At 74.0% G+C, this 21,679-nt stretch carries 16 protein-coding genes; 2 read left to right on the forward strand and 14 right to left on the reverse strand.

Features of this window, described 5'->3' with window-relative positions:
• Positions 1-1,004 precede the first annotated feature (1,004 nt).
• The 13 genes from AB0L40_RS13225 to AB0L40_RS13285 all read right to left on the reverse strand — a co-directional run bounded on the left by AB0L40_RS13225 (position 1,005) and on the right by AB0L40_RS13285 (position 18,078).
• Complete coding sequence (locus tag AB0L40_RS13225) at positions 1,005-1,169, reverse strand: hypothetical protein (RefSeq protein WP_364354802.1); 165 nt, start codon at positions 1,167-1,169, stop codon at positions 1,005-1,007.
• A 186-nt stretch (positions 1,170-1,355) separates the two neighbouring features.
• Entirely contained in the window at positions 1,356-1,556 is a 201-nt protein-coding gene (locus AB0L40_RS13230; protein ID WP_364354805.1) for a hypothetical protein, read from the reverse strand.
• A 128-nt stretch (positions 1,557-1,684) separates the two neighbouring features.
• Complete coding sequence (locus tag AB0L40_RS13235) at positions 1,685-3,103, reverse strand: amidase (protein WP_364354808.1); 1,419 nt, start codon at positions 3,101-3,103, stop codon at positions 1,685-1,687.
• 103 nt (positions 3,104-3,206) lie between these two features.
• Positions 3,207-4,625 carry an amidase gene (locus AB0L40_RS13240; RefSeq protein WP_364354811.1) on the reverse strand — a complete coding sequence of 473 codons (1,419 nt, stop codon included), beginning with the start codon at positions 4,623-4,625 and terminating at the stop codon, positions 3,207-3,209.
• 91 nt (positions 4,626-4,716) lie between these two features.
• Positions 4,717-6,435: an ABC transporter substrate-binding protein gene (locus AB0L40_RS13245; protein ID WP_364354814.1), complete on the reverse strand. Its 1,719-nt coding sequence runs from the start codon at positions 6,433-6,435 to the stop codon at positions 4,717-4,719.
• 44 nt (positions 6,436-6,479) lie between these two features.
• Positions 6,480-7,448, reverse strand: coding sequence for an ABC transporter ATP-binding protein (locus AB0L40_RS13250; RefSeq protein ID WP_364354817.1), 969 nt, complete (start codon positions 7,446-7,448; stop codon positions 6,480-6,482).
• Positions 7,445-8,623, reverse strand: a complete 1,179-nt coding sequence (locus AB0L40_RS13255) for an ABC transporter ATP-binding protein (RefSeq protein ID WP_364354820.1) — start codon at positions 8,621-8,623, stop codon at positions 7,445-7,447. Before AB0L40_RS13255 ends, AB0L40_RS13250 begins: the two co-directional genes overlap by 4 nt.
• Positions 8,620-9,510: an ABC transporter permease gene (locus AB0L40_RS13260; protein ID WP_364354823.1), complete on the reverse strand. Its 891-nt coding sequence runs from the start codon at positions 9,508-9,510 to the stop codon at positions 8,620-8,622. Before AB0L40_RS13260 ends, AB0L40_RS13255 begins: the two co-directional genes overlap by 4 nt.
• 1 nt (position 9,511) lies before the next feature.
• Positions 9,512-10,450 carry an ABC transporter permease gene (locus AB0L40_RS13265; RefSeq protein ID WP_364354826.1) on the reverse strand — a complete coding sequence of 313 codons (939 nt, stop codon included), beginning with the start codon at positions 10,448-10,450 and terminating at the stop codon, positions 9,512-9,514.
• A 272-nt stretch (positions 10,451-10,722) separates the two neighbouring features.
• Positions 10,723-11,394, reverse strand: a complete 672-nt coding sequence (locus tag AB0L40_RS13270; protein WP_364354829.1) for a winged helix-turn-helix domain-containing protein — start codon at positions 11,392-11,394, stop codon at positions 10,723-10,725.
• A gap of 43 nt (positions 11,395-11,437) precedes the next feature.
• The gene (locus AB0L40_RS13275; protein WP_364354832.1) at positions 11,438-12,298 is read right to left on the reverse strand and encodes a GntR family transcriptional regulator; all 861 of its coding nucleotides are present in this window, start codon (positions 12,296-12,298) and stop codon (positions 11,438-11,440) included.
• 198 nt (positions 12,299-12,496) lie between these two features.
• Positions 12,497-15,721 carry a M14 family zinc carboxypeptidase gene (locus tag AB0L40_RS13280; RefSeq protein WP_364354835.1) on the reverse strand — a complete coding sequence of 1,075 codons (3,225 nt, stop codon included), beginning with the start codon at positions 15,719-15,721 and terminating at the stop codon, positions 12,497-12,499.
• Between the two features lie 11 nt (positions 15,722-15,732).
• Positions 15,733-18,078: an Ig-like domain-containing protein gene (locus AB0L40_RS13285; RefSeq protein WP_364354838.1), complete on the reverse strand. Its 2,346-nt coding sequence runs from the start codon at positions 18,076-18,078 to the stop codon at positions 15,733-15,735.
• Positions 18,079-18,651: 573 nt separating this feature from the next.
• Here AB0L40_RS13285 and AB0L40_RS13290 point away from each other — a divergent pair.
• Positions 18,652-19,788 carry a N(5)-(carboxyethyl)ornithine synthase gene (locus AB0L40_RS13290; protein WP_364354841.1) on the forward strand — a complete coding sequence of 379 codons (1,137 nt, stop codon included), beginning with the start codon at positions 18,652-18,654 and terminating at the stop codon, positions 19,786-19,788.
• Between the two features lie 58 nt (positions 19,789-19,846).
• On the opposite strand, the gene AB0L40_RS13295 is transcribed toward AB0L40_RS13290, so the two are convergent.
• Positions 19,847-20,317 carry a pyridoxamine 5'-phosphate oxidase family protein gene (locus AB0L40_RS13295; protein ID WP_364354844.1) on the reverse strand — a complete coding sequence of 157 codons (471 nt, stop codon included), beginning with the start codon at positions 20,315-20,317 and terminating at the stop codon, positions 19,847-19,849.
• Between the two features lie 253 nt (positions 20,318-20,570).
• Here AB0L40_RS13295 and AB0L40_RS13300 point away from each other — a divergent pair, with 253 nt between their 5' ends.
• On the forward strand, positions 20,571-21,530 hold the full coding sequence (locus AB0L40_RS13300) for a helix-turn-helix domain-containing protein (RefSeq protein ID WP_364354847.1): 960 nt from the start codon (positions 20,571-20,573) through the stop codon (positions 21,528-21,530).
• Positions 21,531-21,679 lie beyond the last annotated feature (149 nt).

Consider the following 21,679-nt stretch of genomic DNA (forward strand, 5'->3'; position numbering starts at 1 on the left):
CGGGCGGGCGGGCGGGCGGCGGCCAGGCGGTCGAGCGGCCAGGCGGTCGAGCGGGCGGGCGGCCAGGCGGGCGGCGGGCAGGCGGATCGACGAGCAAGCGCGGACGACGGTCGACCGCCACGTCACCCCGACGGCGCTACGCAGCAGGCGAACGACCTCCGTTCTCCGGGCCCATGTCTGTGGTGAATGGATCCATTCACCACAGACATGGGCCCGGCGGAGGAGGGGTGTCCGGTCGCGAGCCCCGGCCCTGGGCGCCTCCGCATCCGGCGGTCGGACTCGCGGTGGGTCCGCACCACGAGCGAGAGGCGAGCGCCGTACGGAGGCGTGGGGAGCGATGGGCCGGCCGAGGGCGTGGGCCGGCGCGCGAGCGCGACGGACCAGCCGGGGAGCCGGCCCGGCGTCGGGCGGACCGCCTGGCTTCGCCCGCCCGAGAGCGTCCTTCCCCGGAGACGTGCTTCAGACGCACGCTCATGCGCCTCGCGCATACGGCCGAGACGGAGGCGAGTCCCGATCTGCCTCCTCCTCGTCCTCGGGCTCCGCCGCGACCCGCGATCGTGGCGAACGCCCACCGCCGCGGTGACCGCCCGTCGTCGTGGTCGACCGGGCGGTGACGGCCCTCGGCCCGAGCCCACCGGCCGGACGGCCTCAGTGCTGGTGCTCGACCGGGCTCGCGACGTGGCGGACGAAGCCGCGGAGGAAGGCCTCGGCGGCGGGGCCCGTGACGGTGAGGGTCGCGACCTCGCCGTAGGCGCGGAGCAGGGCGGGGGTGCGCAGGCGCGGGGGCGCCGGCGTGGAGGTCGTCGGCGATCCGGAGGATGCCCGGCTCCTGGGCGCTGAGGTCCGCGGCGGTCTGCAGCAGGCCGTGCCAGCCGGTGCCGTTCTCCGCGTCGCCGGTCACGCCGTCGAGCAGATGGCGCGCGACGAGGGTGCCGCAGAGCGCCATCGCCCGGTCGACGATGGGATGGACGTCGGGGGCGGACATGGCGGGTGGTCCTTCGGCCTCAGGCCGTGAACGCGACGGCGACGGCGGGCGTGCGGCGGGCGGTGACCGTCACCGGCTCCAGGGCGGCGGCGCGCTGACCGCGGTGGTTCGCGACGGCGACCAGGCCGAGGAACGCGCCGTTGAGGACGATCCAGGTGGCGAGGAGGGCGAAGACGATGGCCATGGGACGATCATGCGCCCGCCGCCGCCGATCGACTCGGGCTCGTGGCCGGATCAGGTGCGTATCAGCGACGCGGTGTCCGCCCGCCACCGTCGTCCGCATGGCCCGCACGCCCGTCGACGCGCCGCCCGTCGACGACCGCGCCCCGGTCGCACGTGGCGACCGGGGCGCGGGTCCTGCGGTGCGGGCTCACCACTCCTGCAGCGGCGGGTCCGCGTGGAAGATCAGCGCGGGGACCTCGTAGCGGGCCTCCGGCATCGCGTGCAGCGCGTCGATGCCGGGCTTGAAGATCGCGTACATCTCGGCGATCGTCTCGCGCTCGGCGGGCGACGGGTCGAGGCCGGCGGCGGCCAGCATCGCGTCGATGGTCTCGGACTGGGTGGGGCTCATGGGTGTCTCCTTCTGGGGTCCGGGGCCGAGGTTCGGCACCGGGTGGGTCTCGGGTGGTCGGGGGCGGTGCCGATCCCGCGGACGGGTCCGGTGGGCCCGTCCCGGGTCGGCACCGCTCCGCGGGCGGGTCAGGCGGCGACGGAGCTCTCGGTGACGAGCGGCGGGACGCGCAGGTGCCAGTCGGTGGCCTGCTGGAACGCGTCGCCCGCCCGGATCAGCAGCGCCTCCTCGAACGGCCGCGCTGCCAACTGCAGCGACAGCGGCAGGCCGCCGTCCGTGAAGCCCATCGGCACGACCAGTGCGGGGTTGCCGACCGCGTCCCAGTAGGCCGTGTGGATGCCGCCCATGACGTCCGACACCGAGCCCGACAGCAGGGTGTCGTAGGTCGGCGCGCCCGTCGCGGTGGCCGGGGTGGCGATGACGTCGACGTCGGTGAACAGCGCGGCGAGGCCCCGCTGGGCGACCCGGCGGACGCGCTGGGCCTGGACGACGTCCGCGCCCGAGTAGAGAGCGCCGCCCGCGACGGTGGTGCGCGTGAAGGCGAAGTAGTCCTCCCACCGCGACCCGAGGTCGCCCTGGTGGTACGCCAGGGCCTCGCAGACCATCGTCACCCACTGCGCGACGCACGCCTCGTCGTAGTGCGGGATCACGACCTCGGAGACGACCGCGCCCAGCGCCTCGAGGTGGCCGACGGCGAGCTCGAACGCGGCCTCCAGCGCGGGGTCGTCGCCCTCCTTCAGGTGGTGGGCCCGCTCGACGCCGACCCGGACGCCGTCGAGCCGCCCGTCGGCCGTCGCGCAGAAGTCCGGGACCGGACGATCCTGGGTGGAGACGTCGGTCGGGTCCGGGCCCGCGATCGCCTGCAGGAACGCGCCGCAGTCCCGGGCGCTGCGCGCCAGGGGCCCGATGTGGTCCAGCGAGTACCCGAGCGGGACGCAGCCGGACTTCGGCACGCGCCCGTACGTCGGCATCAGGCCCGAGACGCCGCAGTAGACGGCGGGGATGCGGATGCTGCCCGCGGTGTCGGTGCCGACGCCCGCGAGGACCATCCCGGACGCGACCGCGCCGCCGGACCCGGAGCTCGACCCGCCCGGCCACGTCGCCGGATCCCAGGGGTTGCGCGGCAGCGGGAACGGCTTGGACGGATCAGGCATCCCGATCGCGAACTCCATCGTCGAGAGCTTCCCGGTGAGCACCGCGCCGGCCGCCTTCAGCCGGGCGACGACGGGCGCGTCCTTGCCGACACCCCACGCGGGGTCGAGGACCAGGCTCTGCGCGGTCGTCGGCCCCTCGCTCATCGCGAGGATGTCCTTCACGCCGATCGGGATGCCGTGCAACGGGCCGTGGTCGACGCCGGCGGCCAGCTCGGCGTCCGCACGCTCCGCGGCCGCCAGGGCCTGCTCGTCGAAGCGGATGAGGTAGGCGCCGAGGACGTCGTCGTGGGCGTCGGCGCGCGCCGACGCCGCGCGCAGCAGCTCGACGCTCGTGGTCGACCCGTCGCGCAGCTGCGCCGCCGCGTCGGTCAGGGTCAGGGGCTGGTCGGTCATGTGGTCCTCGGCTCTTCGTGGGGGTGGGTGATCGTGTGGCGGTCGTCGCGGTCCTCGCCGTCGGCGCGCGCGCTGCGCCCGGCGGGCCGGTGCCGGCCGGTCCTCACGCGCCGACCGCCGTCTCGGCGACGAGCGGCGGGACGCGGAGGTGCCAGTCGGTGGCCTGCTGGAACGCGTCGCCCGCCCGCACCAGCAGGGCCTCCTCGAACGGCCGCGCCGCCAGCTGCAGCGACAGCGGCAGGCCTCCGTCGGTGAAGCCCATCGGCACCACCAGCGCGGGGTTGCCGACGGCGTCCCAGTACGCGGTGTGCACGCGGTCCAGGGCGGTCAGCGACGAGCCGGCGACGACCTCGTCCATCGTCGGCGCACCCGCGCGGGCGGCGGGCGCGACGATCAGGTCGACGTCCGCGAAGACCGACGCCAGCCCGCGCTGGGCGACGCGCCGGACCCGCTGGGCCTGGACGTAGTCGGCGCCGGAGAACAGCGCGCCGACGGCCGCCATCGTCCGGGTCGTGCGGAAGAAGTCGCCCCACCGCGTCTGCAGGTCGGGCAGGTGGTAGGCGAGCATCTCCGCCTGGCAGGTGACGAGCATCGCGGTCAGCGCCTCCTGGTAGTGCGGTATGACGACCTCGACGACCGTCGCGCCGAGCGCCTCGAGCTGCGCGACCGCCTGCTCGAAGACGCCCAGGAGCGCCGGGTCGTCCTGGTCGCCCAGGTGGTTCGCGCGCTCGACGCCGACGCGGACCCCGTCCAGGCGACCGTCGGCGGTGGCGCAGAAGTCCGGGACGGGCCGGTCGCGGGTGTCCGGGTCCGTCGGGTCGGGGCCGGCGATCGCCTGCAGGAACGCGCCGCAGTCCCGGGCGCTGCGCGCCAGCGGGCCGATGTGGTCCAGGGAGTAGCCGAGCGGCGTGCAGCCGGACTTCGGGACGCGCCCGAACGTCGGCATCAGGCCCGAGACGCCGCAGAAGATCGCGGGGATGCGGATGCTGCCGCCGGTGTCGGTGCCGACGCCCGCGTACATCATCCCGGCGGCCACGCCGGCGCCGCTGCCGGAGCTCGAGCCGCCGGCCCACGTCGCCGGGTCCCACGGGTTGCGCGGCAGCGGGAACGGCTTCTCGGGATCCGGCGCGCCGCACGCGAACTCCATCGTCGAGAGCTTCCCGGTGAGCACCGCGCCGGCGGCGCGCAGGCGGCTCACGACCGGCGCGTCCTTGCCGGCACCCCACGCGGGATCGAGCACCAGGCTCTGTGCGGTCGTCGGGCCCTCGCTCATCGCGAGGATGTCCTTCACGCCGATCGGGACCCCGTGCAACGGACCGCGGTCGAGGCCGGCTGACAGCTCGGCGTCGGCGCGCTCCGCCGACGCGAGCGCCTCGTCGTCGAAGCGCGCGAGGTACACGCCGAGCGCCTGGTCGTGCTCGTCGGCGCGAGCGCTCATGCCGCGCAGCAGCTCGACGCTCGTGATGGTGCCGTCGCGCAGCTGGGCCGCGGCGTCGGTCAGGGTCAGGGGCAGGTCGGTCATCGGGGGTCCTTCCGGTGGGGTGGTCGGATGCGGCGGCCGGGGCCGCCGGGGACGGGCCGGCCACGCGGCCGGCCCGGGGTGGACGTGGGGCTCAGCCGACCCAGACCGAGGTCAGGTCGGCGAACCAGGACTTGGGCTCGACGAAGCCGTGCACGGTCTTCGCGAGCGCCCGGGGGTTCTTGTCGTTGACGACGTAGAGCCAGCCGGCGTCCTTGGTGATCTGCGCGCCGGCCTGGGCGTAGAGCGCCGCGCGGGCGGCGGGGTCGACCGTCGTCTGCGCCTTGGCGATCGCGGCGTCGAAGGCCGGGCTCGAGTAGCCGCCGATGTTGATCGGGCCGTCGCTGGTGAGGAACGTCGACCAGAACGACTCGCTCTGGAACGTCAGCGAGATGTTCATCGCGTCGATCCCCTTCGGCATGCCGCTGCCGAGCTGGGCGAGCATCGCGGCCCACTCGATCGGCTTGAGCTTCACGCGGATCCCGACCGCCGCGAGGTCCTTCTGGAGGGCCTCGTTCATCGGGCCGGGGATCATGTTGCCGCTGCCCGACGTCGGGTACTCCACCGTCAGGTCGACGCCGTTCGGGTGCCCCGCGGCGGCCAGCAGCTGCTTGGCCTTCACGGGGTCGTGGGTGTAGAGGTCGTTCTTCGCGTCGTAGGCCGCGCTCGCCTTCGGGACGATCTGGGCGGCCGGGTCCGCGGTGCCGTGCAGCAGGCTCGTCGCGAGCGCCTCGCGGTCGATCGCGTAGTTGGCGGCCTGGCGGACGCGGACGTCGTCCCACGGCTTCGCCTTCGTGTTGAAGACCCACGGCCAGATGTGGTCGTAGCCGTTCTGGAGGATCTGGAAGCCGCCGGCCTGCAGCCCCTGGAGGTCGTCGGGGTTGGGGTACTCGATCCAGTTGACCGACCCGGAGCGCAGCGCGGCCAGGCGCGCGGCGGGCTCCGGCATCGGCTTGAGCACGAGCTGGTCGAGCTTCGCCTTCGGGCCCCAGTAGGACGCGTTCGGGACGAGCGTCGCCTGCTGGCCCTGGGTCACGGACTTCAGGACGAACGGCCCCGTCCCGACCGGCTTCTTCGCGAAGCCCGCCGCACCCTCCTTCCGCAGCGCGGTCGGGCTGCCCATGAAGAGCGTCGCGACGTCCTCGGGCAGGTGCGCGTCGGGCGCCTTCAGGTCGATCCGGACGCGGTAGGCACCGAGCTTGCGGAACGCCTTCATGACGCCGCCGCCGAGCGTGGCGGACTGGCCGACGATGGCCGCGGACGACGAGGGCGCGTCGGGGTTCGTGTACCGCTGCAGGTTGAAGATCGCCGCGTCGGCGTCCCACGGCGTGCCGTCGGTGAAGGTCACGCCCTGGCGCAGCGTGAAGGTCCAGCTCGTCGCGGTCCCGTTCGCCTTCCAGTCGGTCGCGAGGCTGGGCGCGAGCTTCGGGATCGTGTCGGACTGCGTCAGGTCCCAGCGGGTCAGCCCGTCGTAGAGCTGGTTGCCGATGAAGCGGACGCCCTCGTAGCCCTGGGCGGCGGAGAGGACCGTGTCGAGCGGCGGGATGTTCGACGCGGTCATCCCGACGACGAGCGTGCCGCCGTGGCCGTCGCCGGCGGTCGCCGCCGAGGACCCGGCTGCGGCGGCCGGGGTCGCGCCCTCGGGCGAGACGCCGGAGGACCCGCACCCGGCCAGCAGGGCGGTCGCGGCGACGGCGCCCAGGAGGGTCGGGAGGCGCAGGCGGGACGACGCGGCGGTCGCGGCGCGGAGACGGCGGACCGCCCCGTCCGGTGCGGCGGCGGGGAGCGGTCGACGGCGTGGTGATGCGGTCACGGGGGCCTCTCGGGCGGGGTGGTGGGTCGGGGAGGTCGGGCGGGTCATCGGCCGGCCGCCACGAGGGGGCGGTCGTCGCCGGCGGGCAGCGCGTCGAGGCGGACGCACGCGGCGGTGCGGCCCGGCGCATGGGTGACGAGCGGCGGCCGCTCGCCCGCGCAGGCGTCGAGCGCGACCGGGCAGCGGGTGCGGAAGCAGCAGCCGGACGGCGGGTTGCCGGGGCTCGGCGGCTCGCCGGTCAGCCGCACCCGGTCGGCCATGCGGTCGGGCGTCGCCGAGAGCAGGGCCGACGTGTACGGATGCGCAGGCGTCTCCCACAGCTCGCGGGCGGGACCCTCCTCGACCACGCGGCCGAGATACATGACGACGACGCGATCGGACACGTGCTCGACGACGGCGAGGTCGTGCGAGATGAAGAGGAACGCGACGCCGGTCTCGCGCTGCAGCTCGTCGAGCAGGTTGAGCACCTGCGCCTGGACGCTCTTGTCCAGCGCGGAGACCGCCTCGTCGCAGACCACCAGGCGCGGCTCGGTCGCGATCGCGCGGGCGATCGCGGCGCGCTGCAGCTGGCCGCCGGAGAGCTCGTGCGGGCGCTTGGCCGCGTGGGCGCCGGGCACGCCGACGCGCTCGAGCAGGTCGCGGGCACGGGCCCGCGCCGGGCCGCGGCCGGTCCCGTGGACCTGCAGGTTGAACGCGATCGAGTCGCCGATCGACATCCGCGGGTTGAACGCCGACTGCGGGTGCTGCGGCACGAGCTGCAGCTGGGCCCGCAGCGCGCGCAGCTCCCGGCCGCGCAGCGCGCCGAGGTCGTGGCCGGCGAAGCGCACCGTCCCGGCGTCGGGCCGCAGCAGCCGCAGCAGCAGCTTCGCGGTCGTCGACTTGCCGCAGCCGGACTCGCCGACGATGCCGACGGTCTCGCCCGGCCGGACGGTCAGGCTGACGTCGTCGACGGCGAGGATGCCGCCGTCGAAGCGCTTGCGGAGGTGCTCGGCGTGGAGCAGGGGCTCGGTCATCGGACGGGCTCCTCGCGGGTCGTCGGGGCGGCGGGCGGGACGGGGACGGACGGGGCGGCGGACCCGGGCGACGACGACGCGGGACCCGCCCCAGGGACGACCGCCGTCGCGGTCGACGGCGCGGCCCCCGGCGCCGGGGGCACCCGACCGTCGACCACGTCGCACGCGGCGACGCGGTCCGGCCCGACCGCGCGCAGCGGCGGCCGGTGGTCGCGGCACGCGTCGACGGCGAAGCGGCACCGCGGCGCCAGGGCGCAACGGTCGTCGAGCCCGGTCTCGTCGGGCGACGGCGGGCGGCCGGGGATCGCGCGCAGGCTCCCCCGCTCCGCGTCCGGCGTCGGAACGGCGTCGAGCAGCCCCGCGGTGTAGGGGTGCGCGGGCGCGTCGAGCACCTGCGCGGCGGGCCCCTGCTCGACGAGGCGGCCGGCGTACATCACCGCGACCTCGTCGCCGACGGCGCGGGCGACGCCCACGTCGTGGGTGACGAGCAGCAGCGCGACCCGCAGCTCGGCGCACAGCTCCTGGAAGAGCTCGAGCACCTGCGCCTGGACCGTGACGTCGAGCGCGGTGGTGGGCTCGTCGGCGATCAGGACCTTCGGCCGGCACGCGATCGCCAGCGCGATCGCGATCCGCTGGCGCATGCCGCCCGAGAGCTCGTACGGCCGCGCCCGCACGACCCGGGCGGGGTCGGGGATCCCGACGCGCTCGAGCAGCTCCAGGGCGGCGACCCGGGCGCGCTTGGCGTCCGGCTGCGCGCCGTGGCGCACGAGCACCTCGGCGATCTGCGCGCCGACGCGCCGCAGCGGGTCGAGCGCCCCGGACGGGTCCTGCGGGACGAGCCCGATCGCCGGGCCGCGCAGGCCCTGCATCAGGCGCTCGGGCAGGTCGAGCAGCTCGGTCTCGCCGAAGCGGACGCTGCCGCCGACCGTGGCCGAGGCGCCGTGCAGCCGCATCAGCGCGCGGGCGGTGACCGACTTGCCGCTGCCGGACTCGCCGAGCAGCACGGTGGTGCGGCCGGCGCGGAGCGTGAGGCTGACGCCGCGGACGGCGGTGCGGACGCGGTCGCCGCGCCCGAAGGCGACGGTCAGGTCCTCGACGGCCAGGACGTCGCCGCCGCCGGAGACCCGGAGCACGATGTCCTCGGGCGACAGGCGGGTGCGCTGGACGGTGCTCATGCCGCCACCTCCTCGCGGACGTCGAGCGCCTGTCGCAGCCCGTCGCCGAGCAGGTTGAAGCCGACGGACGCCAGGAAGATCGCGATCGCGGGCACCAGCGACAGCACCGGGCGGTCGTAGATGCTCTGCCGCAGGTCGTTGAGCATCTGCCCCCAGTCCGGGTCGGGAGGCGCGACGCCGAGGCCGAGGAACGACAGGCCCGCCGCATAGACGATCGACAGGCCGACCATCGACGTGCAGTAGACGAGCAGCGCCGGGGCGATGTTCGGCAGCACGTGCCGGACGCTGATCGTGCTCCAGCGCGCGCCGCTGACGCGGGCGGACTCGAGGAAGTCCGCCGAGCGGATCCGCAGGACCTCGCCCTCGGCCACGCGGGCGATCGGGGCGACGAGGACGATCGACAGCGAGACCACCGCGTTGGTCACGCCGGGCCCGAGCGCCGCGCCGATCGCGATCGCCAGGAGGATCGCCGGGAAGGCGTAGAAGACGTCGAGCGTGCGCATGATCGCGCCGCGGACCCAGCGGCCCGAGAGCGCGGCGACGAGCCCGAGGAGCGTGCCGAGGACGCCGGCGATCAGGACGGGCGTGACGCCGGCGACGAGGGTCCGGCGGGCGCCCCACATCAGGCGGCTGAGGACGTCGCGGCCCTGACCGTCGGTGCCGAGCGGGTGCCCGGCGGTGCCGACGTCGAAGAGGCGCGCGGAGATGGAGCCCTCCGTCGGCGACGCCGGGGCGAGGACGGGCGCGAGGATCGCGGCCAGCAGGATCAGGGCGACGATCCCGCCGCCGACCAGGGCGCTGGTCGGCAGGCCGGCGAGGCGGCGCAGGAGCGGACGGCGGGGCGCGGCGGCGGCCGCGACCGGGACGTCGAGGGCGGTGGTCCCCATGTCAGCCACGCACCCGGGGATCGACGGCGGCGTGCGCGGTGTCCACGAGGACGTTCACGAGCACGAGGACGACGGCGGAGACGAGGACGCCGGCCTGGATCAACGCCATGTCGCGGCTGGAGATCGCCCCGTAGACCAGCTGCCCGAGCCCCGGCCAGGTGAAGATCGTCTCCACGAAGAGGACGCCGCCGAGCAGGTAGCCGACCTGCAGCCCCGTGATCGTGAGCAGCGACGGCAGCGCGTTGTGCATCGCGTGGCGGAGGATCGCCCGGGACCCGAGCCCGCGGGCCCGCATGTTCGCGACGAACTCCTGCTGCAGCACCTCGGCGAGGGCCACCGAGAACATCCGCGCGACGATCCCCATCGGCGTCAGCGCCGCGGCGATCGCCGGCAGGGCGAGGTGCGCGAGCAGGTCGCCCGTGCCGCCCTGCCCGGTGTCGTGCATGCCGCCGACCGGGAACGCGCCGGTCTGCACCGCGAGCAGGAGCAGCAGCAGCGCGACGGTGTACTGCGGGATCGAGATCGCCCCGAGCGACGTCGCCGAGATCACGCGCCCGACCACCCCGCGCGGCCGCAGCGCCATCACGACGCCGAGCACCACGCCGCCGACGGTGGCGATCACGAGCGCGGCGGCGAGCAGCAGCAGCGTGTTGCCGAACGCCGTCATCACCAGGCTCCCCGCCGGCTGCTGGAGCGAGATCGAGCTGCCGAGGTCGCCCTGGATCGCGTGCGTCGCCCAGTGCAGGTACTGGACGGGCAGCGGGTCGTCGAGCCCGAGCCGCGACTCGAGCGCCGCGCGGGCGCTCGGCGTCGCCGACGGCCCGAGCAGCGCGCTCACGGGATCGCCGGGGATCAGCTTGATCGTCAGGAAGACGACGACCGAGACCCCGAACAGGATGGGGAGCGCGAGGAGCACCCGTTTGGCGACGAAGGCTGGCATGGCGGAGCAGCCTGCGGGCGCTCGATTTCCGCCGTGGATCCGCCGCGTTACGCCAGGGTTACGCCGCGGCCCCGCGTCGCGATCGCCTGTCCCGACGGGGGATCCGTTCCGGCGCCGGATCGAACCGCCGGATCCGTCCCGTTCCGGGCGGCCGACGCGCCGCGTCCCGCCGCGCGCGGCGTCGGGTTCCGCGCCCGGCCCGCCGACGCCCCGCCGTCAGCCGTCAGCCGTCAGCCGTCAGCCGTCAGCCGTCAGCCGTCAGCCGTCAGCCGTCAGCCGTCGAAGCGGTAGCCGACGGAGCGGATCGTCACGATCCGCGCGGCGAAGTCGGGCCCGAGCTTCGCGCGCAGGCGGCGGACGTGGACGTCGACGGTCCGCGTGCGGCCGAAGTCGTCGTAGCCCCAGACGTGCTCGAGCAGCGCCTCGCGCGAGAAGACGCGCCCGGGGTGGGCGACGAGGAAGCGCAGCAGCTCGTACTCGCGGTGGGTCAGGGCGAGCGGCCGGCCGTCGAGCCGGGCGTCGTAGAGCGCGAGGTCGAGCTCCAGCCCCCCGAGCCGCACGACCTCGTCGGCCGGCGGCGCCCCGTCCAGCCGGCCCCGCGCCAGAGCGATCCGCAGCGCCAGCTCGGCGGGCACGACCGGCCGCACGACGAGCTCGTCGACGACGCCCCGCAGGTCCGCCGCGGGGACCTCGCCGAGCGCCTGGGGCGCGAGAACGAGCAGCACGACCGCCGCCGGCCAGCGCCGGTCGTCGCGCCCGCGCCGCAGCCGCGTCACCGCCGCCGCGGCGGTGCCGGGACCGGCCACGGCGACCACGAGCCCGGGCGGGTCGCCCTCGGTCGTCGCGACGTCGTGGCCCAGGTCGCGCAGCTGCCGGACCACGCGCTCACCGGCGTCCGGGTCGTGGATCAGGACCAGCGCCCGGGGCGCGCGTCCGTCGGTCACGGGTTCATGCGCGGCGAGACGACCCGGGGACGGGGACGCGAGATCAGGACGCGTCGAGGCGCGGGACGCGCGGCGAGCGGGCCAGCGGCCGCGTGCCGCCCCGGCCGCCGATCGCCCAGTCCGTCGACGAGAAGACGAAGCGGTCGGTGCGGAAGTAGCAGACCGCGAAGTCGTAGATCCGCCCCGACGCGTCCCAGATGTCCTCCTCGCCGAGCATCACGGCGGTGCCCGGGGCGACCTCCAGCAGCGCGGCGATCTGGGCGTCCGCGTTGACCGCGCTGAGCACCCAGTCCGAGCCGCCGAGCTCGAGTCCCGAGTCGTCCAGCAGCGAGTAGAAGTCGGAGTCGAACGGGACGTCGGTGACGGCGTCGGCCTCCGGGAACGCCATGTAGTTCGTCGCCACCGCGAAGGGCTCGCCGGCGATCGTCGCGACGTAGTCGAGGCAGAGCACCGGGTCGCCGGACGCGACGCCCAGCCGCTCCGCGGCCGCGTCGGGCGCCGGGACGACGCGGCGGTCCAGCACGATCGGCCGGATCCGCAGCGCGAGCAGCCCGTCGTCGGCGCCGTCGGTGCCGTGCAGCTCGCTGATCGGCGCGACGTAGCGCTCGCGGACGGCGTAGGTGCCGACGCCCTGGACCCGCTCGACGACGCCCTCCTCGCGCAGCATCGCCAGCGCGTCGCGGACGGTCGCGCGTCGCGCGCCGTAGATGAGCATGAGCTCGCCCTCGCCCGGCAGCACCCCGTCGGGGTAGCGGCCGTCGACGACGTTGCAGCGGAGCACGTCGCGGAGCCGACGCGAGCCGCCGTCGTCGCGGGCGCGCACCGGCCGGCCGACGCGCGGCGTGACGGCGGGCCGGCCACCCGCGGGACGAGGACGCGGGCCGGCTGAGGGTGAACGGGTCACGGCCGATCATGCTGCCACCGAGGGCATCCGCCGCGGCTGTCCCGCTGTCCAAGGTCGGCGTGGGCCGTTCCGCCCCCGCCCACGCCCCGCAGCCAGCCGGTGCCGCGGCTCCGGCCTCGCGGTGCGGGGCCCCGGGAACGACCGCGCCCCCGGTCGCACGGGGCGACCGGGGGCGCGGGTCCTGCGGTGACGCGGGCGCTACATCTGCCCGACCTTCACCTTGACCTTCTGCTTCTTGACCTGGTCCATCAGGCTCGTGACCCACTCCTGGCGATCGTGGAAGTCGTCGGTGCGGCCGTTCTTGATCGACAGCGTGACGAGCTTCACCTTCTTGCCGGAGGTCTTGAAGACGATCTTCTTGCGGATCGACTTCGGGATCTTGGCGGCCTTGACGGCCTTCTTCAGCTTCGACTTGTACTTGGCCTTCACGACGAGCGCGAAGTCCTTCGTGGTGTCGTGCTGCGCCTTCTTCTTCGACTGGACCGGCTTCGAGAGCTGCGCCTTCTTCACCGGCGCGTTCTCCTCGACCGTGGTCTTCGCCGTGAGGACCGCGGGCGGGTCGACCGCAGCGGCCTTCGCCGCGGCGACCGTGTCGGCCGGGGTCGTGACCGTCGTCGGGTACATGGCCGCGTTCAGCACCAGGCGCTCGTCCTGGTCCTTCCAGGCCCGGTAGAACGGGTTCCAGCCGAACACCGTCGAGTGTCCCGCGCCGGGCGACGAGCTGATGACCGCGGGGCGGCCGTCCAGCAGGCCGGGGCCCGTCGCGTTGACCGAGAGGCCGTACTTCTGCCCGTTCAGCGACGCGGCGGAGTTGAGGTCCGTCGCGTAGCTGACCGCCGCCGTGGAGGCCGGGTTCGGGGACGTCGCCGTCAGCGACGAGCCGTCGAACATCGGGTCCGAGTTGGCGGCACGGTAGATCCAGCCGCCGAGGTCGAAGCCCCAGGCGACCGGGTCGCTCGTGTCGAACGTCGCGTCGTACGTCGAGCCCGGCGTGCGCAGGTTCGACGGGACCGACGTCTGCGTGACGTTGGTCAGGCCGGCGTTGCGGCCGCCAGTCGCACCGTTGGTGCCGTAGTTGACGTAGCGACCGCCACCGTTGACGAACGCCTGGACCGCCGTGGCCGTCGCGCCCGTGATGTTGGAGCCGGCGCCGACGACCGCGGTGTAGCCACCGGTGACGAGCTCACCGGCGTTGATCTGCGTCTGCGTGATCGGCACGACGCTGTCGGCCGGCATGTCGTCCTTGACCCGCAGCGTGAAGAGGGCCTCGCAGAACGAGGTGCCGCCGTTCAGGCCGCAGTGCCCGGCCGTGACGTCCGTCGCCCCGGTGGTGGACGGGCTCGGGTCGACCGCGGTCGACGGGTAGAGCGGGTTGCCCGGGATCGTCGCCGACCCCGTGTAGAGACCGATCTTCGGCTTCGTCAGCGCCTTCGTGGCGACCGGGAAGCGATCCAGGCCGTAGACCGGGGTCTCCTCCTCCTTCGCCAGCGCGGGCAGGTCGACGCCCGCAGCCGTCAGGGCCGAGGCCCGGACGAGCGCGGCACCGGAGAAGAACGTCTTCCCGGCGGCGTCGAACGCCGTGGTGGCGCGGGAGACCGAGACGCCCTTGCTCAGGAGCTTGGCGGAGAGCACGAGGCCCTTCGCCGAGTCCGTGTTGAACGCGTAGACGGCGGACGGGGTGCTCGGCGCGGTGCCGAGGTCCAGGGCGCCGACCTGCGTCAGGTCGGTCGGGACCGAGCCCTTCTGCGTCAGGAAGCCCGAGCCCGCGAGGCCGCGCTGCAGCCCGTAGGACCAGGTCACCACGTCGTAGTAGTACGGGTACGGGATGAACGGGTTCTCGCCCATCACCGACTGGATCCAGTGCTTCATGCCCTGGGCCATCGGGATGTAGAGGGTGCCGGCCGGGAGCGTCGACGTCGTCGCGTCCTTGCCGTACTCCTTGACACCGCTCAGGGTCGTCGCGCTGTTGAGCTTGAAGACCTTGACGCCGACCTCCTGCATCTCCTCCAGGAGCTTCGCGACGTCACCGGTGTGCTGGTCGGGGCGGAAGAAGTAGCCGCAGACCGTCTTGCCCGGCGGGATCGGCGTCAGCTCGTCGTGCAGCGGCGACACCAGCTTGTTCGGCTGGAGCGTGCAGTCCGCACCCTGCTGGACGGCGTCCTGCCACTGCCGCACCCAGTCCTGGGTCGTCCGGATCTTGTCGTTGGCGATCGTGTTGATCGTCGTGTCGATCGCGAGGTAGTGGTCGTAGACCTGCTTCGAGTAGACCTCGGCGTTGCCCTTCTCGTACGTCATGCCGGCCGCGCCCATGATCAGCGACGGGACCGTGTCGCCGTACTCCGGCGTGAACAGGTCGTACTGGCTGTAGTTGTTGTAGAGCGTCGACGTGTCGTTGAACGTGTTCTGCAGCGCCGGACCGATCTTGTTCTGGATCGTCGAGAGCGAGAAGTCCGAGATCTCGTGGTGGACCGGGTCCTCGTTCGGCGGGAAGAAGTACGCCGAGCCGCCCTGCTGGTGGGCGTCGATGAAGAACAGGCCCGGGTACTCGTTCATCTTCGGGATGAACTCGCCGTTCTCGACGTAGTTCCGGGTCCCGAAGTCGCGGTTCGGATCGAACGCGTAGGCCGTCGTGCGGGTGACGCCGTCGCGACCGTCGGGGTTGCGGACGAGCTGGAGGAACAGGTCCATGTTCGCCAGCCGCTTGACGTTGCCGCAGTCGGTGCGCGCGGCGAGCTCGTAGAGCTCACGCGTGATCGACTCGCCGGCGGCGGACTCGCCACCGTGCGGGGTCGCCGTGATCCAGCCGAAGGCCGGACGCGTGATCGCGGCCTCGACCCCGTCCTCCTCCGGGATGTCGCCGGCGCGGACGCCGCGCCAGTAGGCCGCGTCGCCGTCCGGCGTGTCGAGGTTGGCGATGTTCGCGGGCGTCGAGACCACGTAGAACGCGATCCGGCGGCCCAGCGAGGACTTGCCGATCTCCTTGTTGATGACGCGCACGCGCGGGTTGGTCTCCGTCAGGCGGACGAGGTAGTCCGCGTAGGCGAGGTTGACGTCGCTCTGGTTGCGGCCCTTGGGAGGCTCGGGGGCCGCGGGGGTCCCGGCACCGACGCCGCCGGCCTCGGCGCCGCCGCCGGCCGTGGCCGCACCCGCGCCCAGGGACGCGACGGCCTTCGGGGCCAGCGCGGTCAGCGCGGCGCGGAGGGCGACGCGGTCGGTGCCGGAGCCGTCGGCCTGCGCCGCGGCCCAGTCACCGGCCTTGACGGCCACCCAGAACTTGTCCCACGAGAGGACCGCGGAATCGAACGTGGGCGCAGCGGAGCACTGCGCCTCGGGCGCGTCGGCGGCGACCGACGCTGCGGGCAGCGCGGCCGATCCGGCGAGCGCCGTTGCGGCCACGGCGAGCAACGCTCGCGTGGCCTTCATGCGACGGGACGTCACGAGAACCTCCGGCTGATGGACTTGGCGGTGAGCACCGAGCTGCCGCCGTAGCGGGCGCTCACGGTGAACTTCTGCCCGGACCGCGCGGCGGTGACCGAGCGGGTGACGGTGCAGCTCTTGGAGAGCTTCACCTGCTGGTTGAGGACCGACTGGCCGTTGCGTCGGACGACGAGGGTCACGGTGCCCTTGCAGCCCTGGGCCTTCGTCACGCCCTTGGGCAGGACGACGGTGGCCTTGAACGTCCGCTTGGTGCGGCGGGACGAGACCTTCTTCTTCGTGACCTTGGTCCTGATCCTCGGCGTGAACTTGGCGACCGTGACCTTCGAGGTCACGACCGACGTGCTGCCGTTCAGGTCCGTGATCGTCGCGGTGAGAGCCTGGACCCCGACGTCGGCGCCCGTGGGGACGACCTTGCAGGAGTACGGGGCCTTCGTCTCGGTGCAGACGACGCGGCTGCCGAGGCGGATCTCGACGCTCTTGATGCCCGCCGCGACGGACGCGTCGAGCTTCACCGTGCTGCCGGAGGCCGTGATCGTGGTCGGCTTCGTGCCGAACGCGATCGTCGGGGCGGCCGGGGCCGGCGGGGTGACGACCGGCGGGGGCGTCGTGCCCGTGCCGGGAGTGGTGGGCGGCGCCGGGCAGGCGACCGTCACGACGACCGGGGCGGAGCTCGTGGTCTGGCCGAGCGAGTCGCCGACCAGGGCGGTGAAGGCGTGCGTGCTGCCGCAGGCGGCGTCCGCCGGGATGGCGACCGTCGTCGTGGCGGACGTCACCGTGGTGTCACCGACGAGCGTCGCGCCGTCGTAGAAGCGCACGCGCTTGACGCCGAAGTCGTCGTCGCCCGTGGCCGTCAGCGTGACGCTGCCGCCCGGGGCCACCGAGGTCGTGCTGGCCGAGACCGTGACGTCGGTCGGGGCCGCGTCGTCGACGGGCAGCGGCGCGTTGGCGAGCGTGAACTGGCCGTTGTCCGGGTCCGACGCGACGCCGTCGCGGAACGGGTACATGTCGACGGCCGTCGACGTGAACGCCGTCGGGACGTCGGAGTCCGCGGCGGAGACGCCGTTGACCGGGTTCTCCGGCCAGGCGGGCGTCGTCGTCGGCGAGATCACGGGACCGGCGTTGCCGCCGGGCGTGCCGGCCGGCGCGGTGATCCGCAGGCCCCACCAGTTGTTCTCGGCGAGGAACACGTTGGACGTGCCCGAGCCGTTGTTCTTCGTGCCGGAGTTGGCGGTGACGCCGTCGGCCTGGAGGTTCAGGGCGCCGTAGGCGTTGTCGACGATGTTGCTGCGAGTGACCGACGTGTTGTACGAGCGGTTCAGGCCCGAGGACACCGGGGGCGTCGTCAGGAACGCGCCGACCAGGCGGATGCCCGAGCCGAGCAGCAGGTTCGCGTTGTTCGTCGTGCTGCCGCGCACCGGCGCGCCGGTGCCATTGACGAGGTTCTGCGAGATCAGCGTGTCGGCGATCTGCGCGCGGGCGCCGGAGGTGACGCGCACGCCGTCCTGGCCGAAGAGCGGCCCGGTGACGAGGTTGTCGACGATGCCGCGGCTGCCGCAGCTGCCGGTGCCGAGGTAGTTGATGCACTGCGTGCGGCCGACGATCTGGCTCGCCGTGATCTCGCCGCGGTTGATGACGCCGGAGGGCGTGAGCGGCGGCGTGTCGTTCGTCGCGCCGTCGATGAGGACGCCGTACTTGTTGTACTTGTCGACGCGCGTCAGCTCGATCTTCAGCGTGCGCGTGCCGTCGGACTGCGCGTTGCGCGTCGCGGACGTCTGCACGATGCCGACGCCGGGCTGCGTGCCGCGGTAGCCGCCGTCCTGCTGGTAAGCCGTGTCGGCCTCGGAGGTGACGAGGTTCGTGACGCGGCTGCGGCTGATCGAGCCCTTGGCGTCGAGGTAGACGACGCCGGCCTCGACGGCCACGGGGGTGTCGGCGGGGTCGAAGCCGTCGACCGTGACGCCGCTGATGTTCACCGAGATCGGCCGGGTCGGCGCGCCGACGACGGCGACGATGTCGCCCAGGCCGTTGCGCAGGTCCGGGGTCGTCTCCATGATCCGGCCGCCGGCCGTGGAGGACGCCTTCGGCGAGATGTGGACGAGGTCGGCGCCCGCGCCCTTGAGCGTCAGGTCCTTGTTGATCAGGAGCGCGTTGCTCCCGACGGTGCCGGGGCCTTCAACGTAGTCACCGGCGCACACCGTGACGGTGTCTCCGGGAGCCGCGGCGTCGACCGCGGACTGGATCGAGGTGTAGGGCGCAGCTGGGCAGTCCCGGCCGTCGTCGTCGACCGAGAGCGTCGCCGCTCCGGCCGATGACGCGAGCACGAGGCTTCCCGCGACCGCCATCAGTGCGACGGAGGGCCGCAAGGCGTTGGTTCTCAAGACAGATCCCCTGTGGGTGTTTCGGACGGACGCACGAGGGCGTCGCACGCTCCGGGAGGAGCGCACGCGGCGATGTGCGTTGACGCGCCGAGGACCCCGATCGGCGCCTTCCGGGGTGTGGCCCGTGGGCGTCGTCGCGGCCGACCGGCGCGGCGGCTGAGGGAGGCGCGGCGGGGTCCAACCCGACGTGCGACCGGCCCCAGACGGGGCCGGTGTTCAGGCGCTCACGAGAACGCGAGCAGACGAGACGTGGACCACCAGGCGTGGTCGCGACGGGACGTCACCGGACACGTGCCGCCACCGGGGGCGACGGCACGCGGACCGCTTGCTGATCGACATGGATCCTGCACGCGTCCCAAGCTATTCGCCGTCCACGACTGCATCTGCGCCGCACCGTACAAGCCCCCGCGGGGCTCGGGGGACCAATGTACAAACCGGGTGAAAGTGGATCCCGTACATCAAACCGGAACACCGTTACGGCGTTGGAATCTTCCGCGTACTGCGTACGGCTACCGGCGTCACCGTAGACTTGGACAGGTGCAACAGCTCTCCATCGGTGTCGTGGCGTCTTCACGGAAGGCGGACGAGCACCGGGTGGCGATCCATCCCGCGCACCTCGAGCGCATCGACGAGCGCCTCCGCGCGCGCATGACGCTGGAGCACGGGTACGGTGAGCGCTTCGGCCGCTCGGACGCCGAGCTCGCCCCGCTGGTCGCCGGTCTGCGGACCCGCGAGGAGCTCTTCGCGGAGAGCGACGTCCTGCTGCTGCCCAAGCCGCTGGCCGCCGACCTGGAGACGCTCCGGCCGGGCCAGGTCGTGTGGGGCTGGCCGCACTGCGTCCAGGACACGGCGCTCACGCAGCTCGCGATCGACCGCGGCGTGACGCTGATCGCGTGGGAGGCGATGAACCACTGGACGAAGGAGGGCACCTTCTCCGTCCACGTGTTCCACAAGAACAACGAGCTGGCCGGCTACTGCTCCGTCCTCCACGCGATGCAGCTGCGCGGCGCGACGGGCGACTACGGCCGGCGTCTGCGCGCCGCGGTGATCAGCTTCGGCGCCACCGCCCGCGGCGCGGTGCGCGGTCTCTCGGCGCTGGGCGTCTCCGACGTCACCGTCCTGACCCAGCGCAGCAGCTCCGCCGTGGCGTCGCCGTTCGCCTCGGTGCGGATGCAGAAGTTCGCGCGCGACGACGACGGCGCGATGGTCCTGCTGCACCCGTCCGGCCCGCGCCCGCTGGCGCCCGAACTCGCCGGCTACGACATCGTCGTCAACTGCATCCTGCAGGACACCGACGACCCGCTGATGTTCGCGACGAACGCGGACCTCGGCGCGTTCCGGCCCGGCACGCTGATCGTCGACGTCTCCTGCGACGAGGGCATGGGCTTCGAGTGGGCCAGGCCCACGTCGTTCGCGGACCCGATGTACGAGGTCGGCGACGGCGTCCACCAGTACGCGGTCGACCACAGCCCGTCGTTCCTCTGGGACAGCTCGACGTGGGAGAACAGCGAGGCGCTCCTGGAGTACCTGCCGATCGTGATGGCCGGCGGCGACGCCTGGGACCGCAGCGAGACGATCCGCCGCGCGATCGAGATCCGCGAGGGCCGGGTCCAGAACCCGCGGATCCTCTCGTTCCAGGGGCGGGGCGCGGAGTACCCGTACGCGGTGGGCTGATCCGCCCGCTGGGGTGGGACCCGTCACCCCAGGACGCGGCGCACGCCTGACGGGAGCGTCACGCCCGCTCGAGCGACCGCACCCCGCGGCCGGGCGTCCACGACGTGATGACGACCGCCGTGCCGGCGGCGTTCATGGCCACCGTCGACGCCTCGCGGACGTCGAGCCGGAACAGGTGCGTGGGGCCGAGGTCCGCGATCTCGCCGTTGACCTCGCGGATCCGCACCGGGTCGAGGATCTCCTCCACCACGCCGGCGACCTTCGCGTCGCCGTCCCAGTCGGGCGGGTCGATCGAGCCGCTGTGCAGCGCGAACCGCGGGTCGCGGCGCAGGTCCAGCGCCTTGCGGGCCTCCCACATCGACCCGATCCACAGCTCCCCGTCGACCATCCGCGTCTCGGTGCCGCTGATCCGCGGGCCGCCGTCGGCGCGGATCGTCGCGAGCGTCTTGTGGACGTGGGCGTCGAGGCGGGCGAGGACGCCGGCGGCGAGCTCCGGGGCGGCGTCGGCGAAGGCGGACCAGCTGGGCATGGCCCGGACCCTCCCGCTGGGAGGCGCGCGCGTCCAGCGTCGTGTCGAGGACGATCAAGCGGCCGGCCGATCGCCTCCCGAAGGACGCCGGGCCGGCCCGCGAGGGGTGGTCGCGATTCCCTCGCCCCGGGCGACGAAACGACGACCACCCCGACCACGAGCCAGCCCTCCTCCGGGGTGGTCGCGATTCCCTCGCCCCCGGCGACGAAACGACGACCACCCCGACCACGCCCCGGCGCGGCAGGATGTCCCCGTGGCCGACCGCCTGCGCGACCTCATCGACCTGGTTCTCGCGACCCTCGACGAGCCCGGCACCGGGGGCGAGGAGCTGGCGCGGCGCGCGAGCTTCTCGCGCGACCACCTCGACCGCCTGCTGGCCGCGGCGACGGGCGAGACCCCGGTCGGCCTTCGCCGGCGGCTGCTGCTCGAGCGCGCGGCGTGGCAGCTGCGCGACGGGACCTCCGCGTCAGCGGCAGCCGACGCCGCCGGCTATGGCTCACTGGCGGCGTTCTCCCGCGCCTTCGCCCGGGCGCACGGCGTGCCGCCGAGCGCGTTCGCGGCGTCCGACCTGCCCGCCCGGCTCGACGCACCGAACGGGGTGCACTTCCACCCGCCGGCGGGGCTGCTGATGCCGGCCGGCCCGGGCGCGATCGGTGACACGGGCTCAGTGCGTCCCGCGACCGGCACCTGGACGACGGGGACCCCCGCCGCCCGCGACCTCACGGAGCGGATGGTCCTCCACCACCTCGACCGCGTCCGCGAGCTGCTCGCCGCCGCGCGGCCGCTGCCCGACGAGGCCCTCGCCCGGCCGCTGCGGCCCGGCTTCGTCGCGGTCTGGTTCGAGGGCGAGGAGCCGAGTGCCGCGCTGATGGCGCAGCGCCTCGTCCTCGGGCTGGAGGTCTGGGTCGCCGCGATCGACGGCCTGCACCTGCCCGCGCCGGCCATCCCGCGCCGCGAGTGGGAGGACCGCTTCGAGCGCGCCGCCTCGGCGTTCCAGCGGATCGCCCGCCGGATCCGCGACGAGGCCGCGTGGGACGGGGCCTTCGTCGACGCGCTCTGCGAGCCCCCGCAGTCGTTCACCTACGGCGGGGTGCTCTCCCACGTCCTGGCCTATGGCGCGATCCGCCGGGAGATGCTGGCGTCGGTCCTGCGCGAGCTCGGCGCCGTCGTCCCCGCGTCCGGCGACCCGATCTCGTGGGAGACGGGCGGCTGACGCCGGATGGCGCCCCCGCCTCTCCGGCGTCCCGGCGCCCCGGCCCCACGCCGACGCCGGCCGACGACTGTCCCGCCCCCGAGGCCCCACGCCGACGCCGGCCGACGACTGTCCCGCCCCCGAGGCCCCACGCCCACGCCGGCCGACGA

This window comes from Patulibacter sp. NPDC049589 (genome assembly GCF_040675535.1).
Classification (GTDB): domain Bacteria; phylum Actinomycetota; class Thermoleophilia; order Solirubrobacterales; family Solirubrobacteraceae; genus Patulibacter.

Coding starts and splice junctions, on each gene's coding strand:
- AB0L40_RS13260 (WP_364354823.1), bottom strand. CDS start 9,510: ATGGGGACCACCGCCCTCGACGTCCCGGTCGCGGCCGCCGCCGCGCCC.
- AB0L40_RS13285 (WP_364354838.1), bottom strand. CDS start 18,078: ATGGCGGTCGCGGGAAGCCTCGTGCTCGCGTCATCGGCCGGAGCGGCG.
- AB0L40_RS13265 (WP_364354826.1), bottom strand. CDS start 10,450: ATGCCAGCCTTCGTCGCCAAACGGGTGCTCCTCGCGCTCCCCATCCTG.
- AB0L40_RS13255 (WP_364354820.1), bottom strand. CDS start 8,623: ATGAGCACCGTCCAGCGCACCCGCCTGTCGCCCGAGGACATCGTGCTC.
- AB0L40_RS13240 (WP_364354811.1), bottom strand. CDS start 4,625: ATGACCGACCTGCCCCTGACCCTGACCGACGCCGCGGCCCAGCTGCGC.
- AB0L40_RS13235 (WP_364354808.1), bottom strand. CDS start 3,103: ATGACCGACCAGCCCCTGACCCTGACCGACGCGGCGGCGCAGCTGCGC.
- AB0L40_RS13295 (WP_364354844.1), bottom strand. CDS start 20,317: ATGCCCAGCTGGTCCGCCTTCGCCGACGCCGCCCCGGAGCTCGCCGCC.
- AB0L40_RS13250 (WP_364354817.1), bottom strand. CDS start 7,448: ATGACCGAGCCCCTGCTCCACGCCGAGCACCTCCGCAAGCGCTTCGAC.
- AB0L40_RS13230 (WP_364354805.1), bottom strand. CDS start 1,556: ATGAGCCCCACCCAGTCCGAGACCATCGACGCGATGCTGGCCGCCGCC.
- AB0L40_RS13225 (WP_364354802.1), bottom strand. CDS start 1,169: ATGGCCATCGTCTTCGCCCTCCTCGCCACCTGGATCGTCCTCAACGGC.
- AB0L40_RS13280 (WP_364354835.1), bottom strand. CDS start 15,721: ATGAAGGCCACGCGAGCGTTGCTCGCCGTGGCCGCAACGGCGCTCGCC.